The following is a 13,147-nucleotide window of genomic DNA, read 5'->3' as shown; positions in this document are numbered from 1 at the left end:
CCCTCCCCTTTGATGGGGGAGGACATTTTCATATTCGCCTGGAAACGCCCTCAATCCGCCGCCCGTGACATCAGGCGGCGGGTTTCGGCCGGGTCGGTGGACAGCGGCACCGTGAAGCTGGCGATGGTTCCGCGGCCAGGCGTGCTTTCCAGCTTCAGTTCGCCGCCATGGCGCAGCACCAGATCGCGCACCAGGGTCAGGCCCAGGCCGGTACCGGTTTCGCCCTGCGTGCCCGGCCGGCTGGCCTTGGGCCCGCCGCGCAGGGCAAGGTCCAACTGTGCGGGCTCCATGCCCACGCCCTTATCGGTCACCGCCACTTCCAGCCTGTCGCCCAGCGCCCGGCTGGTGACATGCACGACACCACCCTGGTGGCTGAACTTCACCGCATTCATCAGCAGATTGCGCAGCACCGCCAGGATCATGGTCCGGTCGGCCAGGACCCAGCGGTCGCCGACGGCATCCAGGATGGTGATCTCCTTGCCCTGGGCAGCCGAGGCCACGTCGCGGATGGCATCGCTCACCACCTCGCGCATGGGGAAGATGGCCGGCGCGAAGGGCGTGCCCGACATCTGCACCCGCGACCATTGCAGCAGGTTTTCAAGCAGTTCGAACACCTTGCGCGCCATTTCATGCACGGAGCGGGCGAAATCCGCCACCTCGTCCGGCTTCATCTTCGGCGCGTGATCGGCCAGTTCCTGGGTCATGCCCAGCATGGAATTGAACGGCCCGCGCAGATCGTGGGAGATCAGGGAGAAGAAGCGGGTCTTCTCCCGATTGAGGAAATCCAGCTCGTCATGGGCGGCGCGCAGGTCGGTCAGCGCCTTCTCCGCCGCGTCGCGGGCCTCCCGCTCCGCCAGGGCTGCCGTGTCGCGCACGGCCAGCGCCCGCAGCATCAGGCGCCGCGCCACGAACACCACCACCAGCACCGCCGCCAGGAAGCCCGCCACGGAGATCAGCATATCGGTCAGGATGGGCAGCAGCGAGGCACCGGACGGCGCGATATAGACGACGCGCCATGGCGCCTGTTTCAGCGGTATGGCGACGACATGGTTGCCGAGGATGCCATGGCTCAGCGTGCCGTCCGCCACCTGGCCGTCAGGAAACAGGTCGGCGATGTTGCGCGGCAGGGGCTGATCGGAGCGCTGGCTGCTGCCGGTGATGACGTCGCCCTTGGCATCCACCAGCAGCAGCATGGAACTGGTGCGCGTCACCGCCCCCAGCACGCTGCGCAGGCCGGTGATGGGCATATCGATGGCGATGGCCCCCGCATAGCGGCCCTGGAGCGTCAAAGGCAGGGCCAGCATGGCGCTGGCCGGCAGGTCACCCACCGGCCCCACCAGGGTCCAGACCGGCTTGCCCTCGGGATTGACGGCGGGAGCGGCATTGACGAAGGCCGGCAGGGTCCCGGCCTGGGGCAGCAGATCCGCCTGCCCGCTCTCCACCCACGGATGGACGGCCACCATGCCCGACAGCGAGGCATAGATCAGGCGCCGCGTCTCCGGCACCACCTTCTGCGTCACGGCCATCAATGGCAGCAGTTGCACCGCCATCGCCGCCTCCTGCCGCCAGCCGGCATCGTCGGGACGCGACAGGTGCGTGTCCGTGCCCAGCGCCGCCAGCGGCAGGGCCACGACATTGCCGATCTGGTCCACCAGATAGGGTGGGGGCAGCCGGTCCAGGGAATAGCCCAACAACCGGTCGTTGCGGGTATTGCTGGCCAGGAAGGCGGTCAGCAGGCTGCTGGCGGGCACATCCTCGGGGGCGGGATATTCGGCATAGAAGAACTCCGCCCGCTGGCGCAGCGCCTCCAGATGCCCGACTGCGACCCGCATCTGCATATCCAGCGCGCCGGCGCGGGTGCGAATCTGCCCGCCCAGCGCTGTTTCAAAGGCGCGGACGCGGTCGCTGGCATGCGACCAGAGCAGCACACCCCCCAGGACGACGCCGGCCAGCAGGGCAAGCACCAGCATGCGATCCGCATGCGCCGCCTCTGCCAGCACCGTCCGCCACCGCTTGAAAGCCACCTGCCCCGCCTTTGTCCGCCAGAAAGCCGGGGTGCCTGAAATGCTTGGCCTGCAAGGGCCTGGCCTTGTTCCCCGTCCTGCTGACAGTGTTATCACCAAAGTGCTGGGGCGGGCAACGCGACAGCCCCGGCGGCCGGTGTGGAATCCCATGGCCGCCAAGGCCACATACGCGGCGATGATTTTTTTGGAACGAAAGCGCTTGACACCCGGCCCGCACCCCTCTATCACCGCGCTCCACAAGAGGGGCGCGTAGCTCAGGGGTTAGAGCACTCGCCTGATAAGCGAGAGGTCGGTGGTTCGATTCCACCCGCGCCCACCATCCCCTCTTGATGCGCTAAAAGGCCGGCTTTTCAGCCGGCCTTTTGCATTTTTCTGTTCCCTCGAGAAGCCGGGCGCCGACATCCGTCGGCTTGGCTTACGCGCCACGCGGCGCGCGGCGGCGGTTGCCGCCGAAAGGGCTTTCGCCGCTTGGGGACTTTCTATCACCGGGCCGCATGCCCATCTGGAAGCCTTGTTCCTTCGCAACCGCGAGATCGGCATCCGCCATGGCACCCTTGCCCGGTATCTTCATCTCCCACGGCTCCCCCATGCTGGCGCTGGAGCCCGACGCCCCCGCCCATCGCTTCCTGAAGGGGCTTTCCGGCCTCTTGGAGCGTCCCACGGCCATCCTGGCCGTCTCCGCCCATTGGGAGACGCCACGGCCCGCCTTGTCGCTGGCGGCCCAGCCCAGGACCATCCACGACTTCCGGGGCTTCCCGCCCGCCCTGTTCGCCATGCAGTACCCCGCCCCCGGCGCGCCGGCCCTGGCGGAACGTGCCGGCGCCCTGCTGGCCCAGGCAGGTTTGGAAGTGGCCTATAGCGGCGAACGCGGCCTGGACCATGGCGCCTGGACGCCCCTGTCTCTGGCCTGGCCGGCAGCCGACATTCCCGTCACCCAGCTGTCGGTGCAGCCGCAACTGGATGCCGCGCACCATGCGGCGGTGGGTGCGGCCCTGCGTCCCCTGCGCGATGAAGGGGTATTGGTGCTGGGGTCGGGCAGCTTCAGCCACAACCTTTATGAATTCCGCGGCCAGGACCCGGCAGCGCCCTCGCCCGCCTGGGTGACGGTGTTTGCCGACTGGATGCGCCAGGCGCTGCTGGAGGGCCGGTATGACGATCTGCTGGCCTGGGAGAGGCTGGCACCGGAAGCCAAGCGCAACCATCCCACGCCCGAGCATCTCTGGCCGCTCTACACCGCCCTGGGCACCGGCACGCCGGGCAAGCCGGCCCGGCTGCTGCACAGCAGTACCGACCGTGCCATTCTGGCCATGGATGCCTTCGCGTTCGCTTGAGGGAACAATGTCGGTCGGGTCAGCCCCGGCCGGCGATCACCCCGTCCAGCCCGTACCGCCCCGGCCCGCGGGCCAGCAGCAGCAGGCCGATGGCGATCAGGCAGGCGCTGGGGAACATGCCCCTGATCCCCAGCACATGATCGACCATCACAATGGCCACGATGAAATTCACGATGCAGAGGATGGCGGCCCAGCGCGTGGACAGCCCCAGCATGAAGCCCAGCCCGCACAGGAACTGCGCATAGACCGACAGGCGCGCCATCAGCTCCGGCAGGGGGAAGCCGAACTTTTCCAGGAACCGGACGAATTCCTCCATGCGTTCCGCCGACAGGATATTGTCGGCCACGCCCCAGACCAGGAACGCCCCGACCATCAGGCGCAGCACCAGTAGCGCCACATCCTCACCCACGCGCACGGGCGGATGCAGCAGCAGCCGCTTCATCTTCTCATTCATGATGGACCCTGTTCCCTGGCGGAACCGGGTTGCTCCCGCCCGCCTTGTTGTTTGCCGGGAAGCGTATGGGGCCATGGGAGGGGCGTCAATGCCGGGTCGACCGGCGACGCCTCCAACCGATGTCAGCCCTTGGGCAGGGTCACCGGCGTGGCATAGGCACCGATCGGCAGCACGCTGGAGGCGCTGTCGCCCAGGCGCTGCAGCGATGCGGCCAGACGCGGATCGTCCAGCGGCACGAAGCCCTCCACCTCCACCAGATGCACGGCACCGCCGCCGCCGGGCAGATGGTGGGTGCGCAACTGCAGGGTGGCGAAGCCGGACCCTTCCAGCACATCCTTCAACCGGCCGCGGCTGACATCCTGCGTCACCTCCACGGCCAGCAGGGTGCGATCATCGCCGGTGGCTTCCATGGGCACGGCAGCCAGGACCAGGGCGTCACCGCCCTCCCGCCCCACGCTCTGCCCCTCGGTACGCAGGAAGGGCAGGCGGGCGATAATGCGCGGCGTCTTGGGATCGGGCGACAGGATGTAGCGCCACCAGGGGTCGTTATCATCCTCCTCCGGCCAGGGAACGACGGCCAGGGTGGCGGAACCCTCCGACACGGCACGCAAGGCCGCCATCGGCGTGTTCACCGGGAAGGTCGGGGTGGTCGATCCGAAATGGTCGCGCGCATTGTCCCAGAGCGGGCTGATCGCCTCTCCCGGACAGACGACGGCCACGGCCAGCGGGCCCTGGATACGGGTCAGGGCCGCGATCATCTCGCGCCACATGCGGACGACGGCATCGACCGGGAAGGCGCCGCTATGCCGTTCCACCAGATTGCGGACGATCTCCGCCTCGCGACCGGGGCGGATATAGGGGCGGCCGGCCGGTTTGACCTTGGCCACCTCCTCCACCACCTGCGCACGGCGCATCAGCAGCGTATGGATCTCCGCATCGATCGTATCGATCTGGCGGCGCAAATCGTCCAAAGTCGGTTTGGTGGGCATGAGGGCCGGGCTCGGGTCCTTCGGGGCGGATAGTATTAGGCGGGATGCCCCCCCGAAATCAAAGAAAACATTGACACCCGTCGGCCCCCTTCATAGCTGTTGTCCCCCAGCAAGGGCAGGCCCGCAACGGTCCGCCATACCGGGTCGCACGACCTGACGGGATAATCGGCAAGCATGACCGCGGCATTCGATACGCACAGCCAGGATACCAGCGAAGCCGCCAGTTCCAGCCGGGCGGGGTTTCTGCGCCTGGGCACGGAACAGCCGCTGGAACTGGATGGCGGCGGCACGCTGTCCGGCTTCCGCCTGGCATATCGCACCTATGGCAGGCTGAATGCCGACCGGTCCAACGCCGTGCTGGTCTGCCATGCGTTGACCGGCGACCAGTATGTGGCCGAACAGCATCCGGTGACCGGCAAGCCGGGCTGGTGGAACCTGATGATCGGCCCCGGCCGGCCCGTGGATACCGACCGGTTCTTCGTCATCTGCTCCAACGTCATCGGCGGCTGCATGGGCAGCGAGGGGCCGAAGGAGATTGATCCACAGACGGGCAAGCCCTGGGCCCTGAACTTCCCCGTCATCACCATCGCCGACATGGTGCGGGCCCAGAAGCTGCTGGTGGACAGTTTCGGCATCGACCAACTGTTCTGCGTCATCGGCGGATCGATGGGCGGGATGCAGGTGCTGCAATGGGCCGTCTCCTATCCGGACAAGGTCTATTGCTGCCTGCCCATCGCCACGGCCGCCCGGCACAGCGCCCAGAACATCGCCTTTCATGAGGTGGGGCGTCAGGCGATCATGGCCGATCCCGACTGGCGCCAGGGCGATTACCTGAACCAGGACACGCGGCCCACCAAGGGCCTGTCGGTGGCGCGCATGGCCGCGCACATCACTTACCTGTCCGAACCGGCCCTGCACCGCAAATTCGGCCGCAATTTGCAGGACCGCAAGTCGATCACCTTCGGCTTCGACGCGGATTTCCAGGTGGAAAGCTATCTGCGCTACCAGGGGATCAGCTTTGTCGAGCGATTCGACGCCAACTCCTACCTCTATATCACCCGCGCCATGGATTATTTCGATCTGGCGGCCGACCATGGCGGGGTGCTGGCCAATGCCTTCCGCGTCACCGGACCCGACGGGCGCCCAGCCGGCACGCCGGTGAAATTCTGCGTCATCAGCTTCTCCAGCGACTGGCTGTTCCCCACACCCGAAAGCCGGGCCGTCGTCCATGCGCTGAACGCCGTTGCGGCCAATGTCAGCTTCGTGGAGGTGGAGACCGACAAGGGTCACGACGCCTTCCTGCTGGACGTGCCGGAATTCTATCAGGTGGCCAGGGGCTTCATCGAAGGCCATGCGGCGCGGCGCGGCATCGCCGCCAGGGCGGAGTGAGCGAACAATATGGCCGTGACCTCCCTGCTGCCGCCTTCTTCATCATCCATTCGCAGCGACCTGGAAAGCATCGTCGACTGGGTGGAACCCGGTGCCCGTGTCCTGGATGTCGGCTGCGGCGACGGGGAATTGCTGCATGCCCTGGTCCATCGCAAGCAGGTGGACGGGCGCGGCATCGAACTGTCCATGGACGGGGTGCGCGCCTCGGTGGCGCGCGGCTTGGCAGTGATTCAGGGCGATGCCGATACAGACCTGAAGGATTATCCCAGCGACGGGTTCGATTACGTGGTCCTGTCGCAGACTTTGCAGGCCACGCGCCATCCGCGCATCGTGCTGGATCATCTGGTCCGCATCGGCCGACATGCCATCGTGTCGGTGCCGAATTTCGGCTATTGGCGGGTGCGGGCCGACCTTCTGTTGCGCGGGCGCATGCCGGTGACCGACCGTCTGGGCCATGAATGGTACGAGACGCCCAATATCCACTTTTGCACCATCGCCGACATGGTCGCCCTGTGCCAGGATATGGGTGTCGATATCGAACGCAGCCTGATCCTGGGCGCCGACGACCGGCCCGTAGCGGCCCCCGCGGACAGCATCAGAGCCAACTGGCTCGGCGTGCAGTCCGTCTTCTTGCTGCAGCGCAGCTAAGGAAATTTCGTTAAAACCATACAGAAGGTTATAAACGAACTTTCCCTCTTGCCGCCTACCATTATTGGGTGCAAGGTTTTGTGACGGTTCGGCGGCAATCGGGTGAAAATACAGCCCCCCAGCGCATTCCCCGCCTGATAGTCGTCGAACCGCCCCCTTTAACCCGGGCGTGGCATTTCGGATTGGCCGCGCCCCAGATATGGGAGGCCGAAAACATGCTCCGACCCCAACGCGCCTATGCCGACATGGCCGGCAACCTGCGCCGCGCGCGCCAGCGCCTGGAACGGCTGGAATATGTATCCACGGCCCTGATGGGATTGTCGCTGGCCCTGTTGGTTGGGGCGGCGATGATGTGAGGGGTGGGGGCGGTATCTCCGTGCCGCCCCGCCCATTGCCCTGTTCCGCGTAGTTTCTGCTATCCTCCCACGGCCCCAGGCATCGCCCGGGGCCGTTTTTCTTTGATCATACGGGAACCTGACCGTGCGCTATCTGTCCTGGATCCTCACCCTGCCGCTGACGGCGCTGGCCATTTCGTTCGCGGTGTCGAACCTGACACCGGTGCAACTGGCCCTCTGGCCCCTGGTCGGAACCATGGAGGCACCGGCCTTCGCCCTGGTGCTGGTCACGCTGGTCGTGGGTTTCTTCGCGGGCGGGCTGACCGTCTGGCTGGGCCATCACGGCCATCGCCGCAATGGGCGCCTGCACCAGGCCCGCGCCGACCGGCTGCAGAAGGAACTGGACGCCGCCCGGGCCACCAAGCCCGTGACCACGCCGTAGGTCGGGGTGAGCCACAGGCGAACCCCGACATGAAGCCACACCGTCGCTTGTCGGGGTTCATTGCATTCACCCCGACCTACGATCTTGCCATCCAGCCCGCTCCCGGTGATGATGCATAAAACAAGCGTTTGAATTGGGGGAATGTGGATGACGGACGCGAAGCAGCCGGCACTGACGCTGGCGGAATATCAGGCGCGGATCGGTACGGAACTGGCCCGGTCCGACTGGCAGGTGGTGGATCAGGGCATGATCGACCGGTTCGCCGACCTGACGGGCGACCACCAGTTCATCCATGTCGATCCGGTGCGCGCCGCGGCCACGCCCCTGGGCGGCACCGTGGCACACGGATTTCTGACCCTGTCGCTGCTGGGTGCCGTGGGCATGGACCTGCTGCCGCCCCTGGCCGGCACGGGCATGAGCTTCAATTACGGCTTCGACAAGCTGCGCTTCATCACGCCCGTGCATAGCGGCAAGCGCATCCGCACCATCCTGACCCTGATGGCCGTGGACGCCAAGGGGCCGGCCCAGCACTTGATGCGCTATGGCGTGGTGGTGGAGGTCGAGGGATCGGACAAGCCGGCGCTGGCCGCCGAATGGCTGGCCATGATGGTCAAAGGCTGAAAGCGGGTTTCGGTAAACCGAAACCGCTCCGGCGGCGACTGCCACAGCACCGCTCGTGCGGCGTGAAGCCAAGGGCGCTGATGCGCCCGCCCGGCGCTTGAGGGCGCACGAAAACTTACCCTTTGACCACATCCCCCGGGGCCCGGAACAGCAGGTCGCGCGGGCTGACATTGGCGATGAAGGCGGCGAAGTCGCGGTCCTCGCCATGCACGACATCGTGATAGGCGTCGAACAGATCCTCATAGAGGTGCAGTTCCTTCAGCAGCGCCGTCTTCTGCTGCAAGGACGCCTGTTCCATCAGCTGCGTGTGCAGCATGGCCAGCCCGGCCACGCGCCAGTCGGCCCCCGCGAAGAACGGGATCAGCACCAGATTCTCCGTCGCCTTGTTGCCGGCGGAGAAGATGACCCGGCCGAGACGCAGGGCCCGGCGCTTGCTGCCCGTGGCGATGCGCCCACCATCATAACCGGACGGGCGGCCTTCCGAGACGCCGACGCGGGCACCGGCCGACAGCATCTCGCCCTTCAGCGCATAGAGGATGCCGCCGGTCACATTGGTCAGGACCGACGAGAAGGCGATCAGGGTCTGGCGGTCGGCCTCGGCCAGCGCCTCATGCGACACACCCAGGGCCGACAGGGTCGACAGGATCGACGGCGCCACCTCCCGCGCGGGACGGGAGATGCCGACGGTGACCGTCTTGGCCTGATGGCGGATCGTGTCGACGGGACGGCTCGTCTCCTCGAACAGCTTGCGCATCAGTTCCGACCCGCCTGCCAGCAGGGCGGCGCGGCTGCCGGTGTCAGCGACGGTGAGCGAAGAAGACAGGGCGGCCAGCTGTGCCACGGCACGCGGCGGCAATGCCGCGTCCTGCTCGCCTTCGGCGATGCGGCGCATCTCCACGCCGATGGCCTCCACGATGGGGGAGAGCGGCCGGTCCGCCTCGACCAGCGCCTGTTCGATGGAGACACCCAGGGCGCGGAAGCCCTGTGAGCGGCGGTCGATGGCGCGAGCGGCGTGGAAGCCCCAGAGATGGCCGACCACCGTGGCCAGCACGAAATCCAGGCCGGCCCCGGCCGACGGCACACGGATCACCGTTTCGGCATAGGTGTCGAAGCAGGTTTCCCCCTTGGCGGCGATGACCAGGGGCTTGCCGGCATGGGCCTTGAAGATGGCCACTTCCTTGGCCGTATCCTGGGCCAGCAGCGGCGGCAGGTCGTTGGCGATGACCAGGGTCAGCGGCTCGGTCGACAGGTCGATATGCTTCTTGTCCTCGGTGAAATCCACCGGGATGGACTTGTAGCAAAGCTCCGACAGCTTGATGCGGATCTCTTCGGCCGCGATCTTGTTGGGGCCGTTGCCGACCACCGCCCAATAGCGGTTCTGCGGGGCGTAGCGTTCGGCGCACGCCGCGATCTGCTCCTCCTCGTCCAGCACCTCCTGGATACGGGCGGGCAGCCCTTCCAGGGCCACCAGTTCATCATGGATCTGGGTGGTGGAAAGCGTGCCCAGCGCGTCGGCGATGCAGAGCGAGGTCAGCTTGCCGGCCGCCACCTGGCTGTAGAAGGCCTTGGTGGATGCCACCGCCATTTCGATGTCTCGGCCGTCGCTGGTGAACAGGTGGCTGTCGGACTTGCGGACCAGCGGGCTGTTGCGGCGGTTGACGATGGCATGGATCCAGGCGCCGGCGGCACGGGCCAGATCGACGGTGCGGTTGGTGTCGGTGGTGGTGCCCGACTGGCTGATGGCGATGACGATGGCATCGTCCAGCTTGGCCCCGTCCAGGTCGGACGACAGTTCCGATGCCTTGGCCGCCTCCACATGGATCGATGTGCCCGGCAGCGCTTGGCGCAGCAGATGGGCCACGCCCATGCCGGCGATGGCGGCCGTGCCCTGGCCGGTCACGAACACACGGCGGATGGCGGGCTTGGCCGGATCGGACAGGCGGCGGCGCAATCCTGCCCAGATGCCGTCGGCACCCAGGTCGAAGCTGGCGGCGCGGCCCTGGCGGGTATAGCGGCCGACCAGCGTCTTGCGCACCGACGCGGCACTTTCATGCACTTCCTTTTCAAAGAAATGCGCGAAGTCGCCGCGGAAGATGTCGCGGCTGAAAATCTCGATCGTCTCGGGCTTCAGCTCCGTGGCCGCCCCGTCATCGATGGTGCGGGCGGTCAGTGCCGGCTCCCCATCCAGGGTGGAGAGCGTGACGGACAGCCCGCCCTTTTCCACCTTGGCCATGGCGATGGAGGCACGGGCGCGCGGGGCCAGCCCGTAATTCTCCGACGCCACGATCAGGCCGTCGCGCACCTGCGCCAGGAACAACGACTGGCCGCTGCCCTTCTGCCCGAAATACAGATGCTGCGGTTCCGTCGGATGCAGCAGGCCGATGGCCACCGACCCTTCGAACTGACGCAGCGCCGACAGGAACCGGTCGCCCGTATTCTTGCCGGGCGTCAGGCGGAAGGTGACGGGGATGATCTTGGCATCCGTGGTCACCTGCGCCGGCACCTCATGGCCGCTCGCGCGCACCAGACCGTCCTTCAGCCCCCGGTAATTGTCGATATCGCCGTTCAGCACGGCCACCACATCGGCATCGGGCGCCAGCACCGGCGCATTGTCGCCGGCCAGCCGGCCCGATTGCGGGTGACAATTGGGCAGGTTGATGGCCCCGTGCGAGGCCCAGCGGGTGTGGGCCAGGATGCCCACCTGGTCGGCACGCGCCGCGATGGACCAGAACAGCGCATCGGCGCGCAGCTTGGCCCGCAGGGTGGCGCCATTGTCGCCCAGCTGGCCGATCAGCTGCGCCACCTTATAGGTGAAGCGCGCCGTGGCCCCGCCATCGGCCAATGTGTGGAAACTGACGGCGCCATCGGCATCGGACATGTCGCGCGCGGCCGCGGCCGCCTGACGGCGCCAGTCGGCGATCTGCCCGTCCGACAGGGGGCCGGGCAGGCGCAGCTGGATCGACACGCCGGCGCTGTCGCGCCCGCGCACTTCCAGCCGGTCCAGGTTTTCCAGCACCTGTTCGGTGGCCCAGGCGGTGAAATGCTGGGCCCGCGCCGGTGCCGGCACGCCGCCGATCAGCGACAGGGTGCGGTCGATATTGGCCAGCACCTCGTTGCGCAGCTGCCAGCCATAATCGCGCAGCCGCTCCGCCGTGCGTTCGGCGGCCGGGTCGCGGGCGATGGCGCTGGCCTTCAGCTCCGCTTCCAGCCCCTCGATCCGGCTGGCGGCACCGGCCAGCCGGTCACGCAGGTCGGCGCGTTCCACCAGGGCCAAGTGCGTGGCAAACGCCATCAGATCGTCGAAGCGGGCATGCAACTGGTCCAGCACCGCATCGATGCCGGCGGGATTGTCGATCCCGACATCGCGCAGACTGTCGGCCAACAGGGCGATCCAGGAAACATCATGGTCCCGGTGCCAGGTCAGGTTCGACAGAAAGCCCGCAATGCCGCACATGTCCACAATCCTTGTAAAGATACTGTGTGTTGATACCCCGAGCATCCGCCCGGTGCAAATGCTGTGGGTTTGCCGGGTGAAAGGGGCGGAATTGCGGTGAGAGAAGGGAGACCCTCAACGAAGCTGCAACAAGTCCCACTTGTTGCCGTACAGATCCTGGAACACCGCGACACTGCCATAGGCCTCGTGTCGCGGTTCCTCCAGGAACACCACGCCCGCCGCTTGCATCGCCGCATGGTCGCGGACGAAATCGTCGGTATGCAGGAACAGGAAGACCCGGCCGCCGGCCTGGCACCCAACCTGCGCCTCCTGCTCCGGCCCCACCGCCCGGGCCAGCAGAAGACGCGTCTCCAAAGCTCCCCTGGGTGCCATCAGCACCCAGCGCTTGCCCCCGCCCAGATCGGTATCGCCGACCAGCTGGAAGCCGGCCTTATCCCGATACCAGGCGATGGCCTCGTCATAATCCCGCACCAGCAGGGTCAGGGCGCCGATGGCGGGCATGGCGATCAGTCGCGCAGCAGGTCGTTGATCGAGGTCTTGGACCGGGTCTGCGCATCCACGCGCTTGACGATCACCGCGCAGGACAGCGACGGGCCGGGCGTGCCGTCAGGCAGCGGCTTGCCGGGCAGGCTGCCGGGCACGACCACGGAATAGGCCGGCACGCGGCCCACGAACACCTCGCCCGTGGTGCGGTCGATGATCTTGGTGGTGGCGCTGATGAACACGCCCATGGACAGGACCGCACCCTGCTCCACGATCACGCCTTCCACCACTTCCGACCGGGCACCGATGAAGCAATCATCCTCAATGATCACCGGGCCAGCCTGCAACGGCTCCAGCACGCCGCCGATGCCGACGCCACCCGACAGATGCACATTCTTGCCGATCTGGGCGCAGGAGCCGACCGTGGCCCAGGTATCGACCATGGTGCCCTTGTCGACGAAGGCGCCGACATTGACGAAGCTGGGCATCAACACCACGCCCGGCGCCACAAAGGCGCTGCGGCGGACGACAGCACCCGGCACGGCGCGGAAACCGGCCTGGCGCCAGATAGTCTCATCCCAGCCTTCGAACTTCGACGGGACCTTGTCCCACCAGAAGGCCCCGCCCGGCGCACCGGAGATCAGGCCATTGTCGTTCAGGCGGAAGGACAGCAGCACCGCCTTCTTCAGCCACTGGTTCACGACCCAGGCGCCATCCACCTTTTCCGCCACGCGTGCATCGCCGGCATCCAGCAGCGACAGGGCGCGGTTGACGGCGTCGCGCGCATCGCCCTCGGTAGAGAAACCGAGGCTGGCGCGGTCTTCCCAGGCCTGGTCGATGATGCGGGCGAGATCGGCGTGGCTGGTCATTGCGGGGCGGTCCCTGTCGTGCGTTGGCGAGGTCGGCGGCGACTTTGGGCCGGCCCCGCCGGACCTGTCAACGAAGGCGCCCGCAGACCGCCCATGCCCGCACGACCG

12 protein-coding genes and 1 tRNA gene are annotated in these 13,147 nt (G+C 67.0%); 7 read left to right on the top strand and 6 right to left on the bottom strand.

What is annotated here, in order from left to right; translation table 11 throughout:
* Positions 1-50: 50 nt before the first annotated feature.
* Complete coding sequence (locus tag ACM9HJ_RS20110; protein ID WP_416573548.1) at positions 51-2,024, bottom strand: sensor histidine kinase; 1,974 nt, start codon at positions 2,022-2,024, stop codon at positions 51-53.
* Positions 2,025-2,267: 243 nt separating this feature from the next.
* Between ACM9HJ_RS20110 and ACM9HJ_RS20105 the strand changes: the two genes are divergently transcribed.
* Positions 2,268-2,343: transfer RNA gene (locus ACM9HJ_RS20105), tRNA-Ile, on the top strand.
* Between the two features lie 226 nt (positions 2,344-2,569).
* The gene (locus ACM9HJ_RS20100; RefSeq protein ID WP_416573547.1) at positions 2,570-3,355 is read left to right on the top strand and encodes a dioxygenase; all 786 of its coding nucleotides are present in this window, start codon (positions 2,570-2,572) and stop codon (positions 3,353-3,355) included.
* A gap of 19 nt (positions 3,356-3,374) precedes the next feature.
* On the opposite strand, the gene ACM9HJ_RS20095 is transcribed toward ACM9HJ_RS20100, so the two are convergent.
* Positions 3,375-3,809: a DoxX family protein gene (locus ACM9HJ_RS20095; RefSeq protein WP_416573546.1), complete on the bottom strand. Its 435-nt coding sequence runs from the start codon at positions 3,807-3,809 to the stop codon at positions 3,375-3,377.
* A 122-nt stretch (positions 3,810-3,931) separates the two neighbouring features.
* Positions 3,932-4,798, bottom strand: a complete 867-nt coding sequence (locus ACM9HJ_RS20090; protein ID WP_416573545.1) for a chorismate mutase — start codon at positions 4,796-4,798, stop codon at positions 3,932-3,934.
* A gap of 174 nt (positions 4,799-4,972) precedes the next feature.
* On the opposite strand from ACM9HJ_RS20090, the gene metX reads away from it, so the two are divergent.
* The 5 genes from metX (at position 4,973) to ACM9HJ_RS20065 (ending at position 8,233) form a co-directional block, all read left to right on the top strand.
* Entirely contained in the window at positions 4,973-6,187 is a 1,215-nt protein-coding gene (metX, locus tag ACM9HJ_RS20085) for a homoserine O-acetyltransferase MetX (protein WP_416573544.1), read from the top strand.
* A gap of 9 nt (positions 6,188-6,196) precedes the next feature.
* On the top strand, positions 6,197-6,835 hold the full coding sequence (gene metW / locus ACM9HJ_RS20080) for a methionine biosynthesis protein MetW (RefSeq protein ID WP_416573543.1): 639 nt from the start codon (positions 6,197-6,199) through the stop codon (positions 6,833-6,835).
* A 215-nt stretch (positions 6,836-7,050) separates the two neighbouring features.
* Positions 7,051-7,191, top strand: coding sequence for a hypothetical protein (locus ACM9HJ_RS20075; RefSeq protein ID WP_416573542.1), 141 nt, complete (start codon positions 7,051-7,053; stop codon positions 7,189-7,191).
* Positions 7,192-7,315: 124 nt separating this feature from the next.
* Positions 7,316-7,612, top strand: coding sequence for a lipopolysaccharide assembly protein LapA domain-containing protein (locus ACM9HJ_RS20070; RefSeq protein ID WP_416573541.1), 297 nt, complete (start codon positions 7,316-7,318; stop codon positions 7,610-7,612).
* 147 nt (positions 7,613-7,759) lie between these two features.
* Positions 7,760-8,233 carry a MaoC family dehydratase gene (locus ACM9HJ_RS20065; protein WP_416573540.1) on the top strand — a complete coding sequence of 158 codons (474 nt, stop codon included), beginning with the start codon at positions 7,760-7,762 and terminating at the stop codon, positions 8,231-8,233.
* A gap of 115 nt (positions 8,234-8,348) precedes the next feature.
* Here the strand turns inward: ACM9HJ_RS20065 and ACM9HJ_RS20060 are convergent, their stop codons facing one another.
* From ACM9HJ_RS20060 to dapD, 3 genes are all read right to left on the bottom strand, one after another.
* Positions 8,349-11,687, bottom strand: a complete 3,339-nt coding sequence (locus ACM9HJ_RS20060) for an SIS domain-containing protein (RefSeq protein WP_416573539.1) — start codon at positions 11,685-11,687, stop codon at positions 8,349-8,351.
* 114 nt (positions 11,688-11,801) lie between these two features.
* Positions 11,802-12,188 carry a VOC family protein gene (locus ACM9HJ_RS20055; protein WP_416573538.1) on the bottom strand — a complete coding sequence of 129 codons (387 nt, stop codon included), beginning with the start codon at positions 12,186-12,188 and terminating at the stop codon, positions 11,802-11,804.
* 5 nt (positions 12,189-12,193) lie between these two features.
* A complete protein-coding gene (gene dapD, locus ACM9HJ_RS20050) occupies positions 12,194-13,039 on the bottom strand; it encodes a 2,3,4,5-tetrahydropyridine-2,6-dicarboxylate N-succinyltransferase (RefSeq protein WP_416573537.1) in 846 nt (281 codons plus the stop codon).
* Between the last annotated feature and the right edge of the window lie 108 nt (positions 13,040-13,147).

The organism is Niveispirillum sp. KHB5.9, assembly GCF_048066115.1.
In the GTDB taxonomy this organism is placed as follows: Bacteria; Pseudomonadota; Alphaproteobacteria; order Azospirillales; family Azospirillaceae; genus Niveispirillum.
This window is presented reverse-complemented; position numbering and strand designations above follow the sequence as displayed.